Raw genomic sequence first — 25,105 nt, 5'->3', positions numbered from 1 at the left:
CCGAACACATGCCGTCTGAAAAACAGTTTCAGACGGCCTCAACCTTGAAAGATGCCATGTCTTACCAACAGATCACCATTGCCGTAAACGACCACACCGCCGAACGCCTTGCCGATGCCTTAATGGAGCACGGCGCACTTTCCGCCGCCATTGAAGATGCCTATGCAGGCACCGCTAACGAACAAGCCATCTTCGGCGAACCCGGTATGCCCACCGAACAAATCTGGCAGCAAAGCAAAGTGATTGCCCTGTTCGACGAGCACACCGATGCCGCTTCGATTATCGCCGCCGCCGCGCAAGACTGCTGCATTGCCACCCCCGCATACGACAAAGAATTCCTGCCCGAACAAGACTGGGTACGCCTTACCCAAGCGCAATTCGACCCCATCCGGATTTCCGACCGCCTGTGGATTACCCCTTCATGGCACGAAGCCCCCGCCGGAGATGCAGTCAACCTGCAACTCGACCCCGGCTTGGCGTTCGGCACCGGCAGCCACCCCACCACCCGCCTTTGCCTGCAATGGCTCGACAGCAATCTGAAAGGCGGCGAATCGGTGCTGGATTACGGCTGCGGTTCCGGCATCCTCGCCATAGCCGCCCTGAAACTCGGCGCAGGTTCCGCCACCGGTGTGGATATCGACGAACAAGCCATCCGCGCCAGCAACGGCAACGCCGCTCAAAACGATGCGCCCGCCGATTTCTACCTGCCCGATGCCCTGCCGCAAGGCCAGTTTGATGTTGTAGTCGCCAATATCCTCGCCAACCCGCTGCGTATGCTCGGCAGTCTGCTGGCAGAGCGCACCAAACAAGGCGGACGCATTGTTTTATCGGGTATTTTGGAAGAACAAATCGAAGAAATGAGCGAAATCTACAACCAATGGTTCGAGCTTGCTCCCGCCCGAACCGACGACGGCTGGGCATGCTTGAGCGGCGTTAAACGCTGATCCAATCCGGTTTGAAACCATCGGCAAGTATCGGGAGGCCGTCTGAAACCGTGTTTTCAGACGGCCTCCCGATATGCTTTTCCTTAACAACAAACTTCACCGCCATATCAGCCGCCGAAATTCTGATTACAGACAATTTTTATTTATAAAGCATACACATAGAATAAAAAACAACACTCCTCTTCCTGCCGGATAAATAAATTCTTACTTAAATATACCTTTCCTTTACGATTATGTTACATTTGAAAACGTTTTAATCGTTTTTCCAAAGAAAATATTTTTTATTGTTAATTATTCAAAGAAAAAGAGATAACCGATGAAAATCAAAAGAATATTGACAGCATGCACACTTGTTTCCGCTCTGGCAGCTTGTTCAGGAAGCGGCGGCAGCCCGAACACACACCCCACGAATACCACCCTCCAACAGTCTTTGGAGCAGATGCGCAAACAATCGAACAAGCAGCATCAAAACCTAACGGACATTACCGGCGTTTATCAATCCACTTCAATAAGGGTAGACGGCAGCCTGAAACGCGATCCGATCATCGCACCGATCAACAATATAGGCAGCGTCCACACCTTGCAAATCGGGCGCACGGTTGTCGATTTAATTCCTGCTGGAGCGGATGAAACACAACCCGTTATCCGCCATATTTCAAAAAACGAACACCTTGTTTTGGGAAATAATTTAAAACATGCCGCTTACGGCTGGCACACAAAACTCGAACCGGCAGGCGGGGCAACCGGCACCTTGTTTTTCCAAGGCAAGCTGACCCCGTCCGACCAAATGCCCGAAAAAGGTACGGCCGTTTATAACGGTTTGGCACTGTACACCGGCAAAGACAGCGTTACCGGCAACGTTTTGGCACACATAGAAGGGAAATCCACCTTTAACGTAAACTTTGCCGACAACACCGTTAAAGGCAACATTTCCGCCAACAACCGGGAATTCGAAACCGCGCATTTCAATGCCGATATCAAAGGCAATCTATTTACCAGCCGTGAAGATGCCGCCAATAAAATCGACGGCTTGTTTTACGGCCCCAATGCTGCGGAAATGGCCGGCATTTTCTCGGGACAATCCGGCACCAACCACTTTAAAGGGGTTTTCGGAGCAAAAAAATAAACACAAACCTTTTATTACGATCAATACTTTGCACAACCAAACCATGCAGCCGCCGTTTTCCGATGATCCGGCAGGCAATTCTCCGTGCCGGCGGCATTACCATTGTCAGGGATAAACAAACTGGCTAAACTAATCGTGCTTCAAGGCCGTCTGAAACCGGTTTTCAGACGGCCTCAACATTACCCGCCGCTGTAAACATTGCGCTTGCAGCCCGAGCACGTCAGCGTCATTGCGCCGCTGCGAAACCCGATAAAGAAAGACACGATATGACCGTATCCCCCGTAGCCTTGCGCCGCCAAACCGAGCGCAAGCCCCATGCTACCGCCCAATACTGGCGCAAATGCCAAGTTGAAGAACTGTTTGAAATGCCGTTTTTGGATTTGGTTTACAAAGCCGCCGCCATCCACCGCGAACACTTCAACCCGCAAGAAGTCCAGCTTTCCACCCTGCTTTCCATCAAAACCGGCGGCTGCCCCGAAGATTGCGAATACTGCCCGCAATCGGCGCACTACAACACCGGCCTCGAAAAAGCCAAAATGATGGACGTGGAAGAAATTCTCGAAAAAGCCAAAATCGCCAAATCGCGCGGCGCCAGCCGTTTCTGCATGGGTGCGGCGTGGCGCGGCCCCAAACCGAAAGACGTAGAAACCGTGTCGGAAATCATCAAAGCCGTCAAAGGCTTGGGTTTGGAAACCTGCGGCACTTTCGGCATGCTTGAAGACGGCATGGCCGAAGATTTGAAAAACGCCGGTCTCGACTACTACAACCACAATCTCGACACCGACCCCGACCGCTACAACGACATCATCCACACCCGCCAACACGAAGACCGCATGGACACGCTGGGCAAAGTGCGCGGCGCAGGTTTGAAAGTGTGCTGCGGCGGCATCGTGGGCATGAACGAAACCCGCCCCGAACGCGCCGGCTTAATCGCCAGCCTCGCCAACCTCGACCCGCAGCCCGAAAGCGTGCCGATTAACCAATTGGTAAAAGTGGAAGGCACGCCGCTCGCAGATGCCGAAGATTTGGACTGGACGGAATTCGTGCGCACCATCGCCGTCGCCCGCATTACCATGCCGAAAAGCTATGTTCGCCTGTCCGCCGGCCGCACCGCCATGCCCGAAGCCATGCAGGCCATGTGTTTTATGGCGGGTGCAAACTCGATTTTCTACGGCGACAAACTGCTTACCACTGAAAACCCCGAAGAAGACGGCGACCGCGTGTTGATGGAAAAATTGGATCTGTATCCGTTGCAGCATCAGACCGATGCTTAACCGCAAAGCTGTTACAGGATAATACAGAGGCCGTCTGAAGCTTTGTTTTCAGACGGCCTCTTCACATTCCTCAAAAACCCTTCATTAAACCGCCATAATCATTCTTTATTTTTTACCGTTTCTCCTTATCAAACGCATTTTCAAAGTAAAACATCATGCAAGAACAATACCAACCGTCTGCCGTCGAACCAGCAGCGCAAACCAAATGGGACGAAGCCCGTTTGTTTAACGTGGCCGAAGACGCCCCCAAACTCAAATACCTACTGCCTCACCATGTTCCCCTACCCCAGCGGCAAGCTGCACATGAAACGCCATCATCGACCGCAAAATTGCCTCCTTCAACTGCAGCACTCAAACGGTAAAAAGCCTCGGAGCATTCTGAGGCCTCATTTTGTCAAAACGTTTCTGCCTGATAAGTAAACACTTTAACTATGTCTATTCCGTTGCCTGCGTAAAATCGTTTTGGCAGAGTCCACCATAGCGACAAAACCTGCAGCACACATCATGGCATCTTTCAAAACCAAACGTCCCGCACCGGAAAGATACGGGAATCCGGTGTGCGCATCTTTGCCATGAACCCAAGTTTCAGGGGTGAAAATCAAAAATGTGTAGGTAACGAAAGGGGTCAAGAAACATAATGCCGCACCTACGAAACCGATTTTTGGAGAAACATAGTGGGCAAGCAACATCAGGGCAAACGCAATTTCCACAACGCCCAAGCCGTTCGAATAGCCGTAAGTATTATTCATTTCATGCCAGGCACGATGTTCGGGAATCAATGCCCCTTCATGATTCATATATTGAAGATAATTTGCAGGGTCGTTATACAGCCAAGACATAAACGGGCTGTTGGCTACAAAAGGTACGATGCTGTCGGCTTCGTAGGGAATAAATTTCAGCCAGCCTATCCATAAAAACACGATGGCAATCGAGATACGGCAAAGATGTATGCCCAGCTGCTCGGAATTGGCAACTTTTTCAATTAAATATTCATAAAAGCGCATAATATTTCCTTTCTTGAGGTTGGTTAAATCATTATGTTTGTGTGTATTGTTTATCCAAATGTGTAAAAAAAATGGTTAAAAAGTCGCAAGCATTGGAAAAAAAGAAGCAGAGCCGGATATAAGCAGTATTTGTTTGATTTACCTCAACAGAATACGACATAGTTTGAACCGGCAGCTTGGACAGGCTCTTCAAAATACGCCTGCACCTTTTCAGACGGCCTCCCTACATTTCCCAAAAACCCTTCATTAAACTGCTATAATCACCCTTTATTTTTACCGTTTTCCCTTATCAAACGCATTTTTCAAAGCAAAACATCATGCAAGAACAATACCAACCGTCTGCCGTCGAACCGGCAGCGCAAACCAAATGGGACGAAGCCCGTTTGTTTAACGTGGCCGAAGACGCTTCCAAACCCAAATACTACTGCCTTTCTATGTTCCCCTACCCCAGCGGCAAGCTGCACATGGGGCATGTGCGCAACTACACCATCGGCGACGTATTGAGCCGCTACAAACTGCTCAACGGCTTCAACGTGCTCCAACCGATGGGCTGGGACGCTTTCGGCATGCCCGCCGAAAACGCCGCCATCGACCGCCAAGTCGCCCCCGCCAAATGGACTTACGAAAATATTGCCTATATGCGCAAGCAGCTGAAAAGCTTGGGTTTTGCGTTTGACTGGGAACGCGAACTGGCTACCTGTACTCCCGAATACTACCGCTGGGAGCAGCTTCTGTTTACCAAACTGTTTGAAAAAGGCGTGATTTACCGCAAAAACGGCACGGTAAACTGGGATCCGGTCGACCAAACCGTTTTGGCCAACGAGCAAGTAATCGACGGTCGCGGTTGGCGTTCGGGCGCGTTGATCGAAAAACGCGAAATCCCGATGTATTACTTCAAAATCACCGATTACGCCGAGCAGCTTTTGAGTGATTTGGACAGCCTGAACTGGCCTGAGCAAGTGAAAACCATGCAGCGCAACTGGATCGGCAAATCGCGCGGCGTACAAGTGCGCTTTGCATTGGACAGCGGCAGCAAACAAGGCTTGGAAGGCGATTACGCCGAATACTTGCAGGTGTACACCACCCGCCCGGATACTTTGTTAGGCGCGACTTACGTTGCCGTGGCCGCCGAGCATCCGCTGGCCACCGCCGCCGCAGCCGACAAGCCAGAACTGCAAGCGTTTATCGCCGAATGCAAATCCGGCAGCGTGGCCGAGGCCGATATGGCGACAATGGAGAAAAAAGGCGTGCCGACCGGCCGCTATGTGATCAATCCGCTCAATGGCGACAAGCTGGAAGTGTGGATTGCCAACTATGTATTGTGGGGCTACGGCGACGGCGCGGTAATGGCCGTACCCGGTCACGACGAGCGCGATTTCGAGTTCGCCAACACATTCGGCCTGCCGATCAAACAAGTGGTTGAATCCACTTTGGAACAGCCTGCTTACAACCCGAACGAATGGCAGGATTGGTACGGCGACAAAGAAAACACCCGCCTGATCAACAGCGGCGAATTCGACGGCATGGACTTTCAGACGGCCTTTGATGCCACTACCGCCAAACTGCAATCCCTAAACGCCGGCGCACCGAAAACCCAATACCGCCTGCGCGACTGGGGCATTTCGCGCCAACGCTACTGGGGCTGCCCGATTCCGATTATCCATTGCGAAAGCTGCGGCGACGTGCCCGTACCGGCCGACCAGTTGCCCGTAGTGCTGCCCGAAGACGTTGTACCCGACGGCAGCGGCTCGCCTTTGGCCAAAATGCCCGAGTTCTACGAAACCACCTGCCCGCATTGCGGCGGCCCCGCCAAACGCGAAACCGATACCATGGATACCTTTATGGAATCGAGCTGGTATCAGTTCCGTTATATGTCGCCCCAGTTTTCAGACGGCATGGTTGCCCCCGAAGCCGCCCGATACTGGCAGCAGGCCGACCAATACATCGGCGGCATCGAACACGCCATCCTGCACCTCTTATACGCCCGCTTCTTCACCAAACTGATGAACGAAGAAGGCATCGTGCCGGTGAAAGAACCCTTCGCCAGCCTGCTCACGCAAGGCATGGTGCTGCAAGCCACCTACTACCGCGAAACCGAAGGCGGCAAAAAGCAATGGTTCAACCCCGCCGAAGTAGAAGTGCAAACCGACGACAAAGGCCGCCCCGTCTCCGCCGTATTGCGTTCAGACGGCCTCCCCGTTGAGATCGGCGGCGTGGAAAAAATGTCGAAATCGAAAAACAACGGCGTCGACCCGCAAGAGCTGATCGAAGCCTACGGTGCCGACACCGCCCGCCTGTTTATGATGTTCGCCTCGCCGCCCGAACAATCGCTCGAATGGAGCGATGCCGGCGTAGAAGGCGCACACCGCTTCCTGCGCCGCCTGTGGCGCACCGTGTTTGAATACATCAACCGAGGCGGGGCGGTCGAAGCCTTTTCAGACGGCCACGACAGTCTAAGCAAAGACCTGAAAGACCTGCGCCACAAACTGCACGCCACCATCGCCAAAGTCAGCGACGACTACGGCCGCCGTCTGCAATTCAACACCGCCATTGCCGCTGTGATGGAATTGCTCAACCAATACGACAAAACCGATTGCACGTCCGAACAAGGCCGCGCCGTGGCGCAAGAAGTATTGGAAGCCGTTGTCCGCCTGCTGTGGCCGATTGTGCCGCACATCTGCGAAGCCTTGTGGAGCGAACTGCGCCCCGGTTCGTCATTATGGGAAACCGGCTGGCCGCAAGCCGACCAAGCCGCGCTGGTGAAATCGGAAATCGAAATTATGGTACAGGTAAACGGCAAACTGCGCGGCAAAGTAACCTTGCCCGCCGATGCCGACAAAGCCGCCGTCGAAGCCGCCGCACTCGCTACCGAAGGCGCAGTGAAATTCATGGAAGGCAAAGAACCGAAGAAAATCATCGTCGTCCCCGGCCGTTTGGTGAATATCGTGGTTTGATGTTGGTAATCTGAAAGAGGCCGTCTGAAACCAGCCGTTTGGTACTTCAGACGGCCTCTTATTTCACCTATATCGCATACAAATGCCCGTTCATGCCGATTCAATCTTTGTATCTTTCGCTTTGTATGGATAAAGTACATTATCCGCACAGGCAGGACGGCATATTGTATCCGACCGGAGTGCACAGACACTTGAAGCGCAAATAAAGCCTTCCTGCTGCTGAAACGCCGCTGGTAGACCAGCGGGATTAAACCGTATAAAAACCGATAAGCCGCCTGAAAACAAACATCGTACAGCTTTCGCCGTAGCAATCTTTTCAGACGGCCTCAATCCACAAACGATACCGATGAATCGGAAACTGCTTTTCGTCGGCAGCCGGATTTTATTACCGGCAGCTTTTTTTGCCTTATCTTTACCAAACTGATAAACTACTGATTCTATTTAACTTGAGGCATACACCACATTATGAAAGACGCGGAGCAGAGCATTTTTACCCGATGCCTTTCGTGTATGCGCCCCATTCAGGCAGCCTGACTTTTGTCGGGTTGCCTTTTGTTATGATGAAAAAAGGATAATAAGTATTATGGATTTCAGTTGGTTAGCCGAACCGAACACATGGTTGGGCTTTGCAACGCTTCTGATTCTCGAGGTCGTGCTCGGCATTGATAATCTGGTTTTTGTGGCGATTTTAGCCAATAAAGTCAAACCCTCCCTACGCGATAAAGCCCGCATCACCGGCTTGGTGCTGGCCGTATTGATGCGTTTGGTGATGCTGGGTTTTATGGCGCACATCATCACGCTGACCAAACCGCTGTTCCATATCAGCGGCATGAGCGTGTCGGGCAAAGACATCATTATGCTCGTCGGCGGTTTGTTCCTGCTGTATAAAGCCACCACCGAATTGCACGAACGCATTGAAGGCCACAATCAGTTTGCCATTGCCGACACCCATAAAAAACACTCGCCGTTTTGGGGCGTGGTGTTGCAGATTTTGGTGCTGGATGCCGTGTTTTCGATTGACGCCGTGATTACCGCCGTGGCGATGGTCGACTATATCGTTGTGGCGATGGCTGCGGTTGTTGTGGCGATGACCATCATGATTATGGCCAGCAAACCGCTCACCGATTTTGTGGCCAAGCATCCTACCGTCGTGATGCTGTGTTTGGGCTTCCTGCTGATGATCGGTTTCAGCCTGATTGCCGAAGCCTTCCACTTCCAGATTCCCAAAGGCTATCTGTATGCCGCTATTGGTTTTTCCATCCTTATCGAAGCGTTCAACCAGATTTCGCAGCGCAACGCCCGCAAAAACGACTACATCAGCAGTTCGTGGCGCAAACGCACAGCCGATAATGTGCTGGGTATGATGGGCATCCGCGAAACCGTTTTGGCGCAGTCCGGCAACAAAGCCGAAGACATTTCCCACTTTGAAGAAAACGAAAAATCCATGATACGCAGCGTACTCACGCTGGCAGAACGCCCCATTCTCGGCGTGATGATTCCCCGCCGCGACATCGAGCGTTTGGATATTTCGCAAAGCAAAGAAGAACAGCGCACCCAACTGCAAAACACGCCATACAGCCGCTTGTTGGTAGTCGGCAAAGCGGGTGTAGACGAACCGCTGGGCTATATCAATAAAAAAGACCTGCTCGCCCAATTACTTGACGAAGGCGAAATGAATATTCAAGCGGCCCTGCGGCAACCATTGGTATTGCCCGACAGTACTACCGCACTGACTGCTATCGAGCTTTTCAGGAAAAACAGTGCCGATTATGCGCTGGTGGTGGATGAATTCGGCGCAGTACTCGGCATGGCAACCATGAAAGACATGCTGGAAACCATCGCCGGCGAATTCCCCGAAGAATTCGAACGCGAAGAAGAACCTACTCTGCAAACACATGCAGACGAAAGCTTGACGGTAGACGGTGCGTTGGAATATGTCGAATTGGCTCCGCAACTGAATTTACCGCCACAAGAAGAAGATGCCGATTTCCACACCGTTGCCGGTTTAATCATGGAAGAGCTGCAAAGCATCCCCGATACCGGCGATTTTGCCGACTTCCACGGCTGGCGTTTTGAAGTGATTGAAAAAGAAGGCCAACGCATCGAACGGGTGAAGATTACCAAGCTGCCGGAGGAATAGGTTGCTACATATTTAATTTATACATATTTAATTTAAAAGACCCCTTGAATTCAGAATCAACAGGAGCAGCGTTCCAACTAAACGGAACAACAACAGGCAAGCAGGCGAACTTTTCACACTCAAATCTTTAAATATCCAATATTTAACACCGCTTATCAAGATACCAATACTCGCTTGGGCGATGGTATTACCCATTCCGACGACCAAATGCGTGAAATGGGTGATGTGCTGTTGGCCAACGATACATTCCATAGCCGTTATATTGATGCGGTAAAACTGACTGAAGAACAAATGCAGTTGCCTAAGCAGGTGGCTTGAGTTTGATACACATAAAAGTAGCTGATTAGCATTTTAATATGCCGTTTGTTGGGTTTTGATGGGATGGTTTGGGTCTGCAGATTAAGATGATAAAATGCTTGAAGCATTAGGAGAGTTTGTATTCTTAGATTTTTTAGATCGTATGAATGTTCAGATTATTTTAAATATTCAAAAATGGATATTTGTCAAAATGGCTAAGAAAGCTTGTGTAGATATTCGGCTGCAATTTCAATTTAGCCTGATTAAAATATTTTATATCATTTGTATATATTTATTGCAAAAGGTATCGGACTATCAATGAGAAAAATTTTCTGCGTATTGAAGTTAATTTTAATATTATTTCTTACAAATATTTTTTTAAGTTTTTATACCATATTTATTGGGGACGTTTATGGTAATCTTGATTTCAATTTGGGGTTTATCCAATATTTGCAAGTGGGAAACCATGCCAATGCCGCAGCCCGCTCTTTGAATTTGACGATACTGTTTTCAATCTTTTTATTTTTTTTAAGTACGAGTGTCAGCTTGGTACTGATTTACTGGTATTTTAAAGGGGTTGATAAAAGAATTTTCAATCTATTGAAAGCAAAGAACAAAATTCTTTTTGATTGTGGAATTTGGGCAATTAATCCTTATCTTGTTAAAGATATGACAATAAAGGCTGATCGTGGCAAAGCTTTTAAAGTATTTCAATTTTTATTTCACATATTAGGGATTTGGCTTATTTTTCTTTTTCTTTTTGACTTCGAAGCTGCCAAAACGCCAGAGGTGCAGAGAACATTGAGTCTGGTGATAAATCATAAAATATATTTATTTATATTTAATATAATATTTTCTTTGATCGTTTCTTTTATGTGGTTTGGTCTTTTGTTTATTGCGGTATTGATTTTACTATCTATTTTTAAAAAGCAGGAGTTTTAACATGTCAGCTAATTGCAATACTTATGATGAAGAAACAAAGTTGGTGATGCCATTGGGGCGGGATTTACAAGTGCGGATAAAGGATATAAGAGTTTTTTAGAAAAATTCGGTGCTTCGGATCTGGCGAAATCAAGAGCAAACCCGGTTGCCAATTTATTTGGGCATGTAAGCTTAATGATTGCTGCGGGGCAGGTGGTGCAAAAGTATAGGCAAGGCAACAAAGAGCAGGCATTCATAGAATTTACTTCGATTGCTGCTGTTTATCTAGTTGCTCAGATTTTTTTGTATTCAGTTTAGATGAAAAGATTTTTCATTTGAAATTCTCGGAATGGCTGCTAAAGTTGGTTATAACTTAAATTTTCAAGATATAAATCATAAAAGCTATTCTAATATTTTTATTCTCATCAACTTTCTTTTTTATATTGGGAATATTTTTCTTTAAATTTAGAAGTAGATTATGCCAAGGTCGCAAGGTGTAATTTATATGCTATCAAATGTGGGTGGAAAAGTAGGGGCGGTTGATGGAATGCTTGAAGCAAGTACAAGTTCCAACGCAACAGGGGCAGTTACGGGAACGATTACAGTAGTAGGAAGTGGGCCTCAATGTTTCCTGGCCCCGTTGGGCAAGTGAAAACAGCTTTAACCGTAGGAGTTAATTTAGGGAAAACAGAAAGATAAAATTTATGGTAAATCAAAAAAAATATTTTTGCTATCTTTATTATTTATATGTAATATCATCTATATTATTCAATATTTTGAATTTTAAGAATAATATGGGAATTTCTATAGTCTGTTCGTATCTCATTCTGCTATCTTTATTCTTTTTTAGAAGAATAAATATTAATACTTATGAGTAAAATATGAATATTAGGAAATTTGAAACAGTATTAATTGCTTTAAATATATCTTTATTTTTGACATTAATTATAGATCTTGAAAATTATAAAATATTTATATTGCCCATTTTTATTCTTTCCATTCCATCTATTTTCTTTATTTTAGTAACAAAAAAAATCTTCTTAGCTCAAAAGGGGTCCTAAATGAAAATTTCTAATATCGCAAAACAAGCAGCTCAAGCAATAACACAAATTGGCGGGGGAGCAACTAATATGTATGGGGCTTTGACCGGCTTCGGAGAGGCAGTTAGCAAAGGAGATGCAGGAAGTATTTTATCTACGGGCATCAGGCGTTATTTCTACAGTGAATTCAATGGCAACTATTGCTGGAAGTAATTCAAAAGGTTCTGATGCCATTGCACTTGGCGCTGCTGCTAGTAGTTTGGCAGCGAATATCAATAAGCTTTCGAAACAAGTGGAAAGTAATGAGCGAATAAAACTTACAGATATTCAAAATATAATTGGTGATGTTTTTAGTATTGCAGGTGATACTGCATCCTTAGTAGGAGGAAAAGCAGGTCAAGCTCTTAGCGTTGAATTGAATGCTATTGGGCTTGGTATTAAAGCATATAGAGAAGCTACTTTAGGAAATCAAACAATATCCCCCGATGATTTATTCAATGCTGATAATTGGAAAGGCTTTGGATGGGATTTGGCTGGATTTGGCTGAGCGGTGGTCTCGTCAATTCTACGAACTATTCCCCGATGAACTTAACCCGTGGAAAGACATCAACCGCGATGGCAAATACCACATCGTCGATCCCTTGGTACTCGACCTCGACGGCGACGGCATCGAAACCGTCGGCACGCAGGGCTATCACGGTGCGCTGTTCGACCACAACAAAGACGGTATCCGCACGGCCACGGGCTGGGTGTCTGCCGACGACGGCCTGCTGGTTATCGACACCAATTCAGACGGCCTTATCGATGCACAAGACGAAGCCTTCAAACAACTGCGCGTATGGCGCGATCTCAACCAAGACGGCATCAGCCAAGAAAACGAGTTATTCACACTAGAATCCCTGAATATCCAATCTCTTAACACAGCCTATCAAGATGTAAGCACCCGTTTGGGCAATGGCAACAACCTTGTTCAAAAAGGCAGCTATACGCTTTCAGACGGCCAAACTCGCGAAATGGGTGATGTGCTGTTGGCCAACGGTACACTCCATAGCCGTTATATTGATGCGGTCAAACTGACTGAAGAACGAATGCAAACGGCAAACCTGCAAGGCATAGGCCGTTTGCGCGACCTGCGCGAAGCGATAGGCTTGTCGCCCAAACTGGCGGCTTGAGGTTGGCAGTTGATTTGATATTTAAATATATAGTTTTTATGGTTATTGAAAATACATTTAGTATTTTTATACCGTTTGTAAGGTTTTTTTGTTGGCTTAAGGATAGATGGCTATTATCCCGTTCGTTTTTGACGTTTGAAGTTTTGGTTATGGATAGTTATGGATATTGGTAGAAAAAAAAATCTTCTTTTGATTGACGATATTTTAATTTATGGTTTTTTACTCTCTCAAGTAGTAAGCATATTTTTTCTGGATTATAGAATTAATTTTTTTGATGCGCCCGGTGTTTTGTATTTGGAAGGGAAGTCTAACTTTCCTGTAGCAACATTTAATTCTATAAATTTTACTTTATGTTTTGGATTTGCTTTTTTTATTATAAATGTAATTCCTTATTTCAATATGGTTTTTGACTATATAAAAAATGGCGACTTGAGTTTTTTTGATACTTTGAAGAGAAGCCATAGATTGCTCAATTGGGCAGGTTATGTTCATTTGAATCCTGCTCGCATAGTAGGAAATGTTAAAAAAATTACATTTCAGTTTAAAGTTTTCTTGCTTTTGTTTATTTTTTATATGGTTTTTATATTTTTTTATTGGTTGTTTGGTTGGGCGGTTCCTGATATTCCTGCCCATGCTGTTTTGGTCTCTTTGATTTCCTTGTATAAGGTTGTTTTGCTTGTATTCAATATGCTGCTTTTTTCTGCCTTGAGCTTTTTTCTTCTTTCTTGCTGTATCAATGTTATTTTGATTTTTTACTATTTTTTTCGTTAAAGTTTCTTTTTTTAGAAATTTTTAATGATGTGAATTATGAATTTGCTATGAATTATATTTTTTTCTTTATTTGTTTAATTTTATCTTGTTTATATTTTATTTGTGGTGTGATTTTCTTTAAGGGTTATGACATTGCATTATATTTTAGTAATTTTGATAAGTTTAATCAATATGTTCTTTATGGAGGAGCGTTATTTTTAATTATTGTTTCGAAGCCTTTGAAATATCTAAATATTAAAATTCTCAATAAGAAAATTTCCGAAGGAAATCGTATTGCAATAATAATTCAGAATTATATCGGGTTCTTATTATATTTTATAATGATTATCAATTTAATATCATTCTTTTGGTTTGTTATCTTTAATTTTTCTTAAAGGAAAATAAAATGTCAAAAATACAAGATGGTCTTACATATGCAGAAGTTTTGCAAAATGCCAACAATATAAAAGATTATTTAAGTAAACCTAGTAATTCTCGTACTTCTTTGGATGGGCTGGATGCAACGATTGCTGCTATGTCTTTGGTTGCCTCTGGAGCTACCGCCACTGCAAGTTTGCAAAATACGGGAACATCTGGTGGCGCACATGCGATAGGAGCGGTATCTGCAGCAACTGCATTTCAATTAAACGGAGCGGTAGCCTCTGCATCATTGGCTGCAACTGCTGCATATGTAAAGCAGGAGCAGTTTGATAAAGCAGCATCAACCAGTTTGGGTGTGATTACCGGCATTGCAGGTATGATTCAAACTGGAGCATCGGTTGCGCCAGGTGTAAATAAAACTGAAGGCTAAGCAGCTGCGGTTGGGGCTGTTGCAACGGCGGTTAATTTGGCTGTTTCCAATAAAGCACTTTTTGAAAAAACCATGAATGATATAGGGGAGCAATACGATCAAGGTGTTAAAGATTTTGCAAATTGGTTTTTGCCTAAAGTTTTTGATTTTGGGGATAAATTTAATGATGCAGTCAATCCCGATACATGGCGTGATTTTGTTAAAGAAAAATTTGATGAAGCAGGTAAAGCATGGGATGAATTTCAAAAAGATTTGGGCGACTGGCTGCTGTCGAATCTTTTGGATTGGAGTGATAAATTGGGCGATTGGCTCGACCTCAACCACGACGGCAAATACCACATCGTCGATCCCTTGGTACTCGACCTCGACGGCGACGGCATCGAAACCGTCGGCACGCAGGGCTATCACGGTGCGCTGTTCGACCACAACAAAGACGGTATCCGCACGGCCACGGGCTGGGTGTCTGCCGACGACGGCCTGCTGGTTATCGACACCAATTCAGACGGCCTTATCGATGCACAAGACGAAGCCTTCAAACAACTGCGCGTATGGCGCGATCTCAACCAAGACGGCATCAGCCAAGAAAACGAGTTATTCACACTAGAATCCCTGAATATCCAATCTCTTAACACAGCCTATCAAGATGTAAGCACCCGTTTGGGCAATGGCAACAACCTTGTTCAAAAAGGCAGCTATACGCTTTCAGACGGCCAAACTCGCGAAATGGGTGATGTGCTGTTGGCCAACGGTACACTCCATAGCCGTTATATTGATGCGGTCAAACTGACTGAAGAACAAATGCAGTTGCCTAAGCAGGTGGCTTGAGGTTGGTGATTGATTTGGTACTTAAGATATAGTTTTACAGTTAATTAATTGTGTGTCGGGTATGGAAAATACCCGTTTGTTTTATTCTGAACAAATGTTGAGCACTCATTACATGTCGATGTATTTTATAAAGATTGAAATAATGACATTAAAAAATATTGATTATGTTTTTAAAATAAATTCACTGATTACTGCTGTTTATCTGGTTGCTCAGATTTTTTTTGTATTCATTTTAGATGAAAAGATTTTTTCATTTGACATTCCCGGAGTGGCTACTTTGGAAAACAAATCATTGTTTCCTGTTCGGACGGCCAATTCCCTAACGGCAACTCTGCTTGTTGGCTTGGTTTCTTTACTTATTAATATCCCTGTGGTTTTTCAATTGGTTCAAATTTTTCTGAAAGACAAATCGACAGATAATTTGGAATCATTAAGAAAAAAATATATTGTTTTTTATTATTTGGGCTATGGGGTTTTAAATCCGTACAGGATTTGGAAGGGGTTTAATAGCAGAACCATAAAATTTAGAATGTTTGCCATATTTTTTTATTGCTACATGGTGTTTATCCTGCTTTATTGGATATTTGGCTGGGATTTTATAAATATTCCGCAACACTATACTTTAGTTTATTTGGTTTCTAGCTTTAAATTTTTTTTGTATCTGTTAAATATTGTAGTTTTTATTAGTTTGGGGTTCTTTTTCCTGACTATTTGTTCAGGTGTTTTTTTAATTATTTATTCTTTATTTTCTGATTAATCCTAATTTTGAGGTGAAAAATGAAAGATTGTACATATAACAATCCAAGTCGTACCAAGCAAATAGATTACAATGATTTAATCGGTTGCTGATTATTTTATGTTGTAAGGGTTTTAGGTTTTATATGCGTGATTTTCTTAATCTAAAATTATTTAATTTTATTTCTATGTTTGGATTTGATATGCTGTCATTTATGTTAGTTAAGGTTTCACATTTCTATTTTAATTTATGAATAAAAAGTTTTGTTAGGTTTGGTTTAAATGAAAAAATCTATATCTCTATGTTTATTCTACCTTTTATTTTAATAGTAATATATTTATACTTGTCTCGAAAAAACATTCGGAAAATCCTGATTTATTAAGTTGTACATCATTTGAAAGAGCTCTAATTACTTCTGTTCCTTTGTATGTGGAAAAGTCCGAATTTGATAAGAGTATTACAGATATTTGTCTCTGTTTTAAAAGAAATAATTCAAATTCTAATCCAAAGCAATTTGTAACTAAAAAAAGTTTAGATATATGTGCGAAAGATAAAATATCTACTTGGATTTTTATAGATAAAGATAATGTTTCTACAATGACAATAGATTCAAGAGTGAAATGTTTCAAAGAAGGAGTGTATGAAAAAATTATAGTACCTAAAATTTTGAAGGAGTTAGAAATTACACATGAATCTGGATTTTTTAGAAATGATTTATTTCAGTATAAGGAAGATAAATCTTTCTTAATTACATCAATATATAATTCTTGTAGCAAGTAATCTAGGAGTTTTATTATGAGTAGAGCATTATTGGAAGCTGTAAATGGAGCAGTTTCAGGTATGGAAGGCACACTTATATGCAAATAACTCAATTGGTGTTGAACGGGCTTGTCTCAAACGGTAGCGGCATTACGAGCTATTGCTTTAAATCCAACTACGGCAGGTTTGGCTATTGCTACTAATGCGGGTGCGGCAACTTTAACTTTAGGGAAAATGATTAATGATTTTGATAAAACAGGTAAAGTTTCTTTGTCTGATGCAATTGCAGTAGCTGGTAATATCGCTCCTATCGCCGCATCTTGTAGCAGTTTCTATTAATCCTGCTACAAAATTAGGAGCACTTGCAGCATTTGGAATTGCTGCCGGATTTGAGGCTGGATATAGAGCATTTAATGATTACAAAAACTCCAATCGCGACGGCAAATACCACATCGTCGATCCTTCGGTACTCGACCTCGACGGCGACGGCATCGAAACCGTCGGCACGCAGGGCTATCACGGTGCGCTGTTCGACCATAACAAAGACGGCATCCGCACGGCTACGGGCTGGGTGTCGGCCGATGACGGCCTGCTGGTTATCGACCGCAATTCAGACGGCCTTATCGACGCACAAGACGAAGCCTTCAAACAACTGCGCGTATGGTGCGATCTCAACCAAGACGACATCAGCCAAGAAAACGAGTTGTTCACACTCGAATCCCTGAACATCCAATCGCTTAACACAGCCTATCAAGATGTAAGCACCCGTTTGGGCAACGGCAACAACCACTTTTGCGGTGGAGCAGGCAACGATGTTCTAATCATCGGTATCGGCAACGATTACTTAGTCGGGGGAGAAGGCAGAGATACTTATATCTTTGTCAAAGGGCATGGCCGAGATACTGTATCAAATTACGACAGTGGAAGTATCAGTATAGATAATCTGCTGGCTGTTTGAAGATGCGGAATCTACCCATGCGATTTTCAGCCGGTCAGGTAATGATTTATTGGTAAAAGCCTTTGGTAAAGACGATCAGGTAACAGTACAGGGATATTTTTACTCTGAAAATTACCGTCATGCTCATTTTACTTTTGCAGATAAAAAACTGGCTAATAACGAGATTATGAATTTGGTCGTTTGACAAGCCAAAACCTTCAGCTCTGAACAAAACCAGAAAAGATAAAACCGCTCTACTCTCATCTGAACAGGAATGGCAGCGGTTTTGTCTTGTTTTCTGGTAAATTTCGATTCAAATTTGAAATATGGCAATCAAAAAACCGGAGGAAACAGATTTAAGAATAAAATACTTAGCCTTGCATAGCTAAGTATTTTCTTACCTGACGGTTTAACTCCTCTTGAACCCTTCCAATCTTATGATGGCTGATGTAGCAAAAATCAGTTTGTGTGGGAAAGTATTAGCATATAAATTTGTTGGTATTTTTACTCAGTCCCTTTTCCTACGAATGATAAGGCTAACAGAAGTAAGTTTACACTGCTTGATCTGCCACTTTTGCTGCCGTCCTTAAGTACAGTACCGTTTGATTTCGTAGCTAATACGCTTTTATGACAGTTAATCTGCTTGACGATTTCAGAGAGGGCTTGGTTACAGAAGAGGTACTGGATGCGGTATCGCTCGTCTTCGGTCAGTTGTGAATAACTCATTGCAATCTCTTTATGTTATAAAAAGCCAGTATGCTAACGCATACCGGCCTTCTTCCGTGATAGAAAGTTAAAGCTATCCTTCAAATCTGAATCTGCGGCCGTCTGAAATGTATTCAGACGGCCTTTCTTGCTTACATAAACAAATTTGCCACCGAGCCTACCAGTACGATAATACCCCGCACAAACGGCATCATGATCGAACCTAACACACCTGTCATCAACAGCAGTAAAATCACCCAAGTGCCGTAGGGTTCGATTTTACGAAACTGCATAGACGCACGGGCAGGCAGGAAACTGTCGACGAAACGCCCGCCATCCAACGGCAGAATCGGAATCATGTTCAACACAAACAGCACAGCATTAATCAGCACACCGTATTTAGCCATTTCTCCCAATGGATATTGGAATGCCTTGGGCACGTGCGGTGCCAATGCCACCGCCAGCCCCCAACCGAAAGCCATAGCCAGATTAGACAATGGCCCGGCAATCGCTACTGTTCTCATGCCCATACGTATATCGCGGAAATTACGCGCCATAATCGGCACCGGCTTTGCCCAGCCAAATAAAAACGGTGTAAACAAAAACATCAACAGCGGCACAACAACCGTACCCAACAAATCGATATGCGCAATCGGATTGAGCGTGAGCCTGCCGAGCTGCTCGGCAGTACGGTCGCCCCAATAGCGTGCTGCATAACCGTGTGCCGCTTCATGAACGGTAATCGCCAACAACACCGGTAACAAGGCCAATAAAAATACGCCTAAATCAAAATTTTGAAACATGTTTTTCCTTTTTTAGTGTGGTGTGAAGCCGTTTGAAAGTTTCAGACGGCCTGATATATAACAGGCTTACTGCCATTTATTAATAGTGCTTGTGAATTGTTAAGCGGGTAGAGAGGCAAATGTGCATACCGCTTCCGGATGATTCGGGTGGTTTCCGCAAAAGGTTGTTCCCCATCATGCGGTAACGGGCAGATGTCCAATAAGCCCAAACCATGCTGCGTATCGTATTCGGCTTTACCCACTTCATCCATTTGGTGCACATAAGACAGATCATCTGCCAAAATCATGCTGCCTGCCGATTCGCCGATATAAGGTTTGCCGGAAGTAATTAAATCTACCAACACCTTATCCGCTCGTTTCCGCCGCAGCTGTGCCAGCAAATAAAAAGTATTGCCGCCGCTTACATAGATATAGTGGTTATAGTGTAATTTTCGAGCAATTTCTTCTACCTCGTAATACCGCTACATCAATTTCGTCAATTTCTACGCCCCAAGCCTGCCAAACCTGACGGGCTTCTTCTACATAGAAATCTGCGGTTTCTACATCCGCAGCCGTCGAAATGAAACTGACCGTTTTTCCTTGCATCGGTTCACTGAGAAACGGCGGTAACAAGGAAAACGTTTGTGCAAAATAAGAAGTTAAAAATAATTTCATGGTCTGCCTTTCTATCCTTTACCTGACTTAGTAGCCGGAAAACAGATACCGGTTCAGTCCTATTGCACAATAATTACAGCTTCGTAAGGCGGGTATCTCCACTTGTCATCCAACTTATTTCATTAAGTTTTCGGCAGATGGGAATGCCCGGCCTACATTTTCAGACGGCATCGTTATAAACCGAACAATGCTACATCGCCTTTCCCTTCGCGAATCAGTTCCACGCCGTCGGTCATATCGATAACCGAGGTAGGTTCGGTGCCACACCAGCCGCCGTCGATTACCAAGTCTACGGAATGCTCCAAACGGTCGCGGATTTCATACGGATCGGTCAGCGGTTCGTCGTCTTCCGGCAGCATCAGCGTACAACTCAACAACGGCTCCCCCAATTCTGTTAACAAAGCCAATGCGATTTTATTGTCGGGTACACGCAAGCCGATGGTTTTACGCTTGGGGTGCAGAGTGCGGTTCGGCACTTCTTTGGTGGCTTGCAAAATAAAGGTATAGCTGCCCGGAGTAGCAGCTTTTAACTGACGGAACTGGCCGTTATCCACTTTGGCATAAGTGCCCAGCTCGCTTAAATCGGCGCACATTAAAGTTAAATGATGCTTCAGGTCAATTTGACGGATACGCAGAATGCGCTCCATGGCTTCTTTGTCGCCCAAATGGCAACCAAGTGCATAACAAGAATCGGTAGGGTAAGCAACTACGCCTCCTTTCCTAATGATGTCCACCGCCTGTTTGATCAACCGCTCTTGCGGGTTGTCGGGGTGGATGGCGAAAAATTGTGCCATATTGTGTTCCTTACTTGTCGTTATGTTCAAATATATTCTATAAATTTAGAATTATATAATGAATAAAAGCCGTCTGATGTAATTCAGACGGCCTTTATTGTGCGTCAACCCGAAATTTTAACGGCGGCGGGGATTACAGCTTTTGAAAACAATTTCCTGACCCGGCGAAGTAATCATGATTGATTTAGAGCGGTGATTGGCTCGAGTCATGTAGTCGGTACTCAATTTGAAGTTGTCTTCATCACCGAAAATAGTGTCTACATTATCTGAGCTGTTCAAATTAATTGGCATGTAACGGGTTTTACCGTGTACATAAGCCGAGGCATACACAGGCAGATTTTGTTTGTTGAAGCCGTAAGTTACTTTAACTCTTTTACCTTGTTGGCAGGTATAGTTTACTGAAGATTTTCTTACTGCAGGACCGGCATCAGCATGAGCAACACCGGCAACCAATGTAGCAGCCACCAATAACGCAGTAGATAAGATTTTCATATTTTTTTCTTTCATCAAGTTAAGATATCCGGCACAGCCTACTGTCTCAAAAATCAGACAGCGCATGCACGAAAAGGATTATAGGATTGTTCGGTTTTATAGAAAGACTGCCAAATGTAATATTAAGTAAGATAAAAACAAGTTGTTGATATTAATAACAAATCTTGAACATTGCGCCATATTGAGAAGCTATTTTTATGTTGTAAACCGCCCTCATCAACACTGTTTTCTGCTTTCAACCCCTCCGGAGAAAGACCATGAAATGGCAAAGCGGCTATACCGGTTTGAATTGCAGCCAAACAGGATTACAGATTTCCGGCAGCTCGGGACATGCCCCCAAGATGCCGCCGCTGTAATCGTTCGGCCGGTGAAAATCGCTCCCTGCGCTCACCAGCAAGTCATAGCGTTGTGCCAGCAAAGCATAGTTTAAGCGGTCGTTTTTATCGCAGTTGCCACTGTGTACTTCAATGCCCTGCCCGCCCAAAGCCTTAAACTCTTCAAACAGGTTACGCTTGGCCGTTGCAGAAAAGCCATAGCGCATCGGATGGGCAATTACCGCGATACCGCCCGCTCCGTTAATGGCCGCTAAACACGCTTCCAACGTTGTCCAGTCATGCGGCACCGAAGCAGACTTGCCATCCCCCAAATATTTGGTAAACGCCTGCTGCTTGTTGCGTACATGGCCTTCGTTAATCAGAAATTCTGCAATATGGGTGCGGCTGACCATTTCAGGATTGGCCGCCAAAGCCAGCGCACCTTCATAGGCACTGCTTATGCCCTTCTTTTCCAGCTTCGCAGCAATGGCCTCCAAACGTTTCAGACGGCCTTTGCGTACTTCGGCCAACAGGTTTTGCAGCGGTTTGTTATGCTCGTCGAAATCCAACCCGACGATATGTATCGTGCGCTTGCGCCATGTTACGGAAACTTCCACACCATTAATAAAACGCATGCCGAGCTTTTCCGCTTCGGCACGCGCTTCGGCCAGCCCGCCGGTATGGTCGTGGTCGGTCAACGCCAACATGGTGCAACCATTGGCATGTGCCAAACGTGCAACTTCGGCAGGGCTTAACAGGCCGTCTGAAATATTGGAGTGGCAATGGAGATCTATCATAACAATACTTTCAGACGGCCTCATTTTCAGAACCGCCATTCAGGCCGTCTGAAAATACACCGGCTTTTGCAGCCGATTGTTCCCGCCGGATTTTCTGCTGTTCGTCGTATTTGGCTTTTTCATTCCAATAAATCGTTTGAATGCAGGCATCGCCGCAATCGCTGCCGCAGCATTCCCATGCTTCGGGGCGTACAGGCTCCGGGAGCAGGTCTTCCGGTTTAAGCTTCGGGGTCGTATCCATCCACTACCTCTAACACTGCGCCGTCAAATTCGATGATGTCGCCGCCGCGTATTTTGGCTGTTTTACGGGTTTCGGTTTCGCCGTTCCGCAACACGTCGCCTGCCGCAATGGCTGCTTTTGCTTGCCCGCCGCTGTCGGTTAGGCCAGCCAGTTTCAACAGGTCGCACAGAGCGATGTATTCGTTATCTTCCAAATAAACAGTTCCTTGCATGGTTTTTGTGTTATGGTGGCCTAAAGATGCTTTATTTTACGTCAAAACAAAGTGTTTTCGATAATGTTAAAATAACCTATCAATATTTAATTTCCGATTAAAAATAACTAAAATAAATCGAAGTCATAGTTTTAATAGTGAAAATCTTAATGTATAGTTCGTTCCATAGATTAAGGCAAATGAAATAAAAGGATATTGCACTACAAAGCCCGATATAACATTTGCTGTTGTACGCTGAACAAACACACACATATCATTTTTTATAACTACTGATTTTTTCAAGGAGCACAAACCATGTCCAAATGTCCTGTAACCCACTTAACCATGAATAACGGTGCGCCCGTTGTCGATAACCAAAACAGTATGACTGCCGGTCCGCGCGGCCCGCTGTTGGCCCAAGATTTGTGGCTGAACGAAAAACTGGCTAATTTCGTACGCGAAGTGATTCCCGAGCGTCGTATGCACGCTAAAGGTTCCGGTGCTTTCGGTACGTTCACCGTTACCCACGACATCACTCAATACACCAAGGCCAAAATTTTCAGCGAAATCGGTAAAAAAACCGAAATGTTCGCCCGCTTCACCACAGTAGCCGGTGAGCGTGGTGCGGCCGATGCCGAGCGCGACATCCGCGGTTTCGCCTTGAAGTTCTATACCGAAGAAGGCAACTGGGATATGGTGGGTAACAACACGCCCGTATTCTTCCTGCGCGACCCGCGTAAGTTCCCCGATTTGAACAAAGCGGTAAAACGCGACCCCCGCACCAATATGCGTTCCGCTACCAACAACTGGGACTTCTGGACGCTGTTGCCCGAATCGTTCCACCAAGTAACTATCGTGATGAGCGACCGCGGTATTCCTGCTTCTTACCGCCATATGCACGGTTTCGGCAGTCACACTTACAGCTTCATCAACGCTCAAAACGAGCGCTTCTGGGTGAAATTCCACTTCCGCACCCAGCAAGGCATTAAAAACCTGAGCAACGAAGAAGCCGCCGCAGTAATCGCCGACGACCGCGAAAGCCATCAGCGCGATCTATATGAGTCTATCGAGAAAGGCGATTTCCCGAAATGGACCATGTATATTCAAGTAATGCCTGAAGCCGATGCTGAAAAAGTGCCTTACCATCCGTTCGACCTGACCAAAATCTGGCCGAAAAAAGACTACCCGTTGATCGAAGTAGGTGAATTCGAACTGAACCGCAACCCTGAAAACTTCTTTGCCGATGTTGAGCAATCTGCATTTGCACCGAGCAATCTGGTTCCCGGTATCAGCGTGTCTCCCGACCGTATGCTGCAAGCCCGTCTGTTTAACTACGCCGACGCGCAACGCTACCGCTTGGGTGTGAACCACCATCAGATTCCGGTGAACGCACCGCGTTGCCCCGTACACAGCAATGCCCGCGACGGTCAAGGCCGTGTTGACGGCAACTACGGCAGCACCATCCATTACGAGCCGAACAGCTTCGGCCAATGGCAAGAGCAAGCCCAATACGCCGAGCCGCCTTTGAAAATCAACGGTGATGCTGCTTTCTGGAACTACCGCGAAGATGATTCCGACTACTTCAGCCAACCGCGTGCCTTGTTTAACTTGTTGAGCTGCGAACAAAAAGAAACCTTGTTCAAAAACACCGCTGCCGGTATGGGCGATGCGCTGGACTTCATCAAATACCGCCACATCCGCAACTGCTACGCTTGCGATCCGGCTTACGGTGAAGGCGTTGCCAAAGCTTTGGGTATGACTGTTGCCGACGCAATGGCTGCGTACAAAACCGACCCTGCTATGGGCCAGCCCGGTTTGATCGACTTCAGCGACTACAAAGCATAAGCTGTTGTTCAGTTTGAAACCTTATTGAATTAAGGTGATTGGAAAGGCCGTCTGAAATTTTCAGACGGCCTTTGGTTTTGAAACAACAATCCCGTAGGGCGGGCATTCTTGCCCGCATTCCTACCAAACAATGCCCAACGGCGGGCAAGGATACCCACCCTAACCGTGAAGAGGCTCTATCTAAAAACTTACCGACAGGCTTTTCAGACGGCCTTTGCTCTTATATTCAGAATTATTTAGACTCCGTGTCGGTGTACGCAAAATCAGATGATGTTCCACCCCATTCCGAACCAAACCTTTCCACACCAGTACAATCAAACATCTATCCGTAAGGTGGGCATCCTTGCACGCCGCAACTGCTTATGGTTCAAACCAAGCGAGAAACCGGCGGGGGTGCCCCAACATATACCGGATAAGGCCGTCTGAAAATAATTGTTCAGACGGCCTTTCATCTTTTGAATATTTTGTTTCTTGCTTCTGGAAATACCCACAATGGCGGGAAGAGATGCCTGCCCTACCTGTGAAGAGGCCGTCTGAACAATTATTTTCAGACGGCCTCTTTTCATCAGTTTCATACCGG

General features: G+C 45.3%; 29 protein-coding genes and 2 pseudogenes. 21 read left to right on the top strand and 10 right to left on the bottom strand.

The annotated features are described in order from the left end of the window. The first annotated feature begins 56 nt into the window (after positions 1-56). The 4 genes from prmA to EL216_RS11100 all read left to right on the top strand — a co-directional run bounded on the left by prmA (position 57) and on the right by EL216_RS11100 (position 3,706). Complete coding sequence (prmA, locus tag EL216_RS08790; protein WP_085391146.1) at positions 57-944, top strand: 50S ribosomal protein L11 methyltransferase; 888 nt, start codon at positions 57-59, stop codon at positions 942-944. Positions 945-1,260: 316 nt separating this feature from the next. Beyond that, a complete protein-coding gene (locus EL216_RS08785; RefSeq protein WP_085391103.1) occupies positions 1,261-2,070 on the top strand; it encodes a Slam-dependent surface lipoprotein in 810 nt (269 codons plus the stop codon). 266 nt (positions 2,071-2,336) lie between these two features. Next, positions 2,337-3,344, top strand: coding sequence for a biotin synthase BioB (bioB, locus tag EL216_RS08775; protein WP_085391102.1), 1,008 nt, complete (start codon positions 2,337-2,339; stop codon positions 3,342-3,344). A gap of 155 nt (positions 3,345-3,499) precedes the next feature. Continuing rightward, the gene (locus EL216_RS11100; RefSeq protein WP_085391101.1) at positions 3,500-3,706 is read left to right on the top strand and encodes a hypothetical protein; all 207 of its coding nucleotides are present in this window, start codon (positions 3,500-3,502) and stop codon (positions 3,704-3,706) included. A gap of 63 nt (positions 3,707-3,769) precedes the next feature. Here EL216_RS11100 and rclC read toward each other — a convergent pair whose 3' ends face one another. Next, positions 3,770-4,348, bottom strand: coding sequence for a reactive chlorine resistance membrane protein RclC (gene rclC / locus EL216_RS08770; protein WP_085391100.1), 579 nt, complete (start codon positions 4,346-4,348; stop codon positions 3,770-3,772). A gap of 317 nt (positions 4,349-4,665) precedes the next feature. Here rclC and leuS point away from each other — a divergent pair, with 317 nt between their 5' ends. The 16 genes and pseudogenes from leuS to EL216_RS11515 all read left to right on the top strand — a co-directional run bounded on the left by leuS (position 4,666) and on the right by EL216_RS11515 (position 17,895). Beyond that, the gene (gene leuS / locus EL216_RS08765; RefSeq protein ID WP_085391099.1) at positions 4,666-7,302 is read left to right on the top strand and encodes a leucine--tRNA ligase; all 2,637 of its coding nucleotides are present in this window, start codon (positions 4,666-4,668) and stop codon (positions 7,300-7,302) included. Between the two features lie 583 nt (positions 7,303-7,885). Next, complete coding sequence (locus tag EL216_RS08760; RefSeq protein WP_085391098.1) at positions 7,886-9,442, top strand: TerC family protein; 1,557 nt, start codon at positions 7,886-7,888, stop codon at positions 9,440-9,442. Positions 9,443-9,616: 174 nt separating this feature from the next. Then, positions 9,617-9,760 (top strand): hypothetical protein, encoded by a 144-nt coding sequence (locus EL216_RS11095; RefSeq protein ID WP_158087738.1) that lies wholly within the window; start codon positions 9,617-9,619, stop codon positions 9,758-9,760. Between the two features lie 94 nt (positions 9,761-9,854). Continuing rightward, positions 9,855-10,061, top strand: coding sequence for a hypothetical protein (locus EL216_RS08755; RefSeq protein WP_085391097.1), 207 nt, complete (start codon positions 9,855-9,857; stop codon positions 10,059-10,061). Beyond that, positions 10,058-10,681 carry a hypothetical protein gene (locus EL216_RS08750; RefSeq protein ID WP_085391096.1) on the top strand — a complete coding sequence of 208 codons (624 nt, stop codon included), beginning with the start codon at positions 10,058-10,060 and terminating at the stop codon, positions 10,679-10,681. The genes EL216_RS08755 and EL216_RS08750 overlap by 4 nt, the downstream gene beginning before the upstream one ends. Positions 10,682-11,721: 1,040 nt before the next feature. Then, positions 11,722-11,913: a hypothetical protein gene (locus EL216_RS08745; RefSeq protein WP_126300862.1), complete on the top strand. Its 192-nt coding sequence runs from the start codon at positions 11,722-11,724 to the stop codon at positions 11,911-11,913. Then, on the top strand, positions 11,891-12,247 hold the full coding sequence (locus EL216_RS08740; protein ID WP_126300861.1) for a hypothetical protein: 357 nt from the start codon (positions 11,891-11,893) through the stop codon (positions 12,245-12,247). The genes EL216_RS08745 and EL216_RS08740 overlap by 23 nt, the downstream gene beginning before the upstream one ends. Next, the gene (locus EL216_RS11355; protein WP_408633964.1) at positions 12,198-12,872 is read left to right on the top strand and encodes a hypothetical protein; all 675 of its coding nucleotides are present in this window, start codon (positions 12,198-12,200) and stop codon (positions 12,870-12,872) included. The genes EL216_RS08740 and EL216_RS11355 overlap by 50 nt, the downstream gene beginning before the upstream one ends. 159 nt (positions 12,873-13,031) lie before the next feature. Next, on the top strand, positions 13,032-13,643 hold the full coding sequence (locus tag EL216_RS08730; RefSeq protein WP_126300860.1) for a hypothetical protein: 612 nt from the start codon (positions 13,032-13,034) through the stop codon (positions 13,641-13,643). Positions 13,644-14,028: 385 nt separating this feature from the next. After that, positions 14,029-14,433 (top strand): hypothetical protein, encoded by a 405-nt coding sequence (locus EL216_RS08725; protein WP_085390975.1) that lies wholly within the window; start codon positions 14,029-14,031, stop codon positions 14,431-14,433. A 303-nt stretch (positions 14,434-14,736) separates the two neighbouring features. Beyond that, a pseudogene (locus tag EL216_RS08720) lies at positions 14,737-15,258 on the top strand (calcium-binding protein); the annotation flags it as partial. 61 nt (positions 15,259-15,319) lie between these two features. Then, the gene (locus EL216_RS08715) at positions 15,320-16,015 is read left to right on the top strand and encodes a hypothetical protein (protein ID WP_126300859.1); all 696 of its coding nucleotides are present in this window, start codon (positions 15,320-15,322) and stop codon (positions 16,013-16,015) included. 867 nt (positions 16,016-16,882) lie between these two features. Continuing rightward, positions 16,883-17,092 (top strand): hypothetical protein, encoded by a 210-nt coding sequence (locus EL216_RS08710; protein ID WP_126300858.1) that lies wholly within the window; start codon positions 16,883-16,885, stop codon positions 17,090-17,092. A gap of 58 nt (positions 17,093-17,150) precedes the next feature. Further along, positions 17,151-17,537, top strand: a pseudogene (locus tag EL216_RS11350) (hypothetical protein); the annotation flags it as partial. Beyond that, positions 17,523-17,711 carry a calcium-binding protein gene (locus tag EL216_RS11520; RefSeq protein WP_282956166.1) on the top strand — a complete coding sequence of 63 codons (189 nt, stop codon included), beginning with the start codon at positions 17,523-17,525 and terminating at the stop codon, positions 17,709-17,711. The pseudogene EL216_RS11350 and the gene EL216_RS11520, both read left to right, overlap by 15 nt. 49 nt (positions 17,712-17,760) lie before the next feature. Then, positions 17,761-17,895, top strand: a complete 135-nt coding sequence (locus EL216_RS11515; RefSeq protein WP_158087735.1) for a calcium-binding protein — start codon at positions 17,761-17,763, stop codon at positions 17,893-17,895. A 652-nt stretch (positions 17,896-18,547) separates the two neighbouring features. Here EL216_RS11515 and EL216_RS08695 read toward each other — a convergent pair. The 8 genes from EL216_RS08695 to EL216_RS08665 all read right to left on the bottom strand — a co-directional run bounded on the left by EL216_RS08695 (position 18,548) and on the right by EL216_RS08665 (position 22,701). Next, complete coding sequence (locus EL216_RS08695; protein ID WP_085390970.1) at positions 18,548-19,198, bottom strand: site-2 protease family protein; 651 nt, start codon at positions 19,196-19,198, stop codon at positions 18,548-18,550. 41 nt (positions 19,199-19,239) lie between these two features. Beyond that, complete coding sequence (locus EL216_RS08690) at positions 19,240-19,608, bottom strand: Type 1 glutamine amidotransferase-like domain-containing protein (protein ID WP_269471225.1); 369 nt, start codon at positions 19,606-19,608, stop codon at positions 19,240-19,242. 7 nt (positions 19,609-19,615) lie between these two features. Then, a complete protein-coding gene (locus EL216_RS11445) occupies positions 19,616-19,852 on the bottom strand; it encodes a Type 1 glutamine amidotransferase-like domain-containing protein (protein WP_269471214.1) in 237 nt (78 codons plus the stop codon). 173 nt (positions 19,853-20,025) lie between these two features. After that, positions 20,026-20,646 carry an L-threonylcarbamoyladenylate synthase gene (locus EL216_RS08685; protein WP_085390969.1) on the bottom strand — a complete coding sequence of 207 codons (621 nt, stop codon included), beginning with the start codon at positions 20,644-20,646 and terminating at the stop codon, positions 20,026-20,028. A gap of 117 nt (positions 20,647-20,763) precedes the next feature. Beyond that, the gene (locus tag EL216_RS08680) at positions 20,764-21,153 is read right to left on the bottom strand and encodes an ACP-like domain-containing protein (protein ID WP_232005289.1); all 390 of its coding nucleotides are present in this window, start codon (positions 21,151-21,153) and stop codon (positions 20,764-20,766) included. A 259-nt stretch (positions 21,154-21,412) separates the two neighbouring features. Further along, a complete protein-coding gene (locus EL216_RS08675; RefSeq protein WP_085390983.1) occupies positions 21,413-22,249 on the bottom strand; it encodes a PHP domain-containing protein in 837 nt (278 codons plus the stop codon). Positions 22,250-22,259: 10 nt separating this feature from the next. Next, positions 22,260-22,490 carry a hypothetical protein gene (locus EL216_RS08670; protein ID WP_085390968.1) on the bottom strand — a complete coding sequence of 77 codons (231 nt, stop codon included), beginning with the start codon at positions 22,488-22,490 and terminating at the stop codon, positions 22,260-22,262. Then, positions 22,468-22,701, bottom strand: a complete 234-nt coding sequence (locus tag EL216_RS08665) for an RNA-binding S4 domain-containing protein (RefSeq protein WP_085390967.1) — start codon at positions 22,699-22,701, stop codon at positions 22,468-22,470. The genes EL216_RS08670 and EL216_RS08665 overlap by 23 nt, the downstream gene beginning before the upstream one ends. Before the next feature lie 294 nt (positions 22,702-22,995). Here EL216_RS08665 and EL216_RS08660 point away from each other — a divergent pair, with 294 nt between their 5' ends. Beyond that, the gene (locus EL216_RS08660; RefSeq protein ID WP_085390966.1) at positions 22,996-24,525 is read left to right on the top strand and encodes a catalase; all 1,530 of its coding nucleotides are present in this window, start codon (positions 22,996-22,998) and stop codon (positions 24,523-24,525) included. 314 nt (positions 24,526-24,839) lie between these two features. Here EL216_RS08660 and EL216_RS08655 read toward each other — a convergent pair whose 3' ends face one another. Next, on the bottom strand, positions 24,840-25,100 hold the full coding sequence (locus EL216_RS08655) for a hypothetical protein (protein WP_085390965.1): 261 nt from the start codon (positions 25,098-25,100) through the stop codon (positions 24,840-24,842). Positions 25,101-25,105 lie beyond the last annotated feature (5 nt).

The sequence above is a fragment of the Neisseria animaloris genome, assembly GCF_900637855.1.
GTDB lineage: Bacteria > Pseudomonadota > Gammaproteobacteria > Burkholderiales > Neisseriaceae > Neisseria > Neisseria animaloris.
Note: the sequence above shows the minus strand (reverse complement) of the source record. Positions and strands in the feature narration are given on the sequence as shown.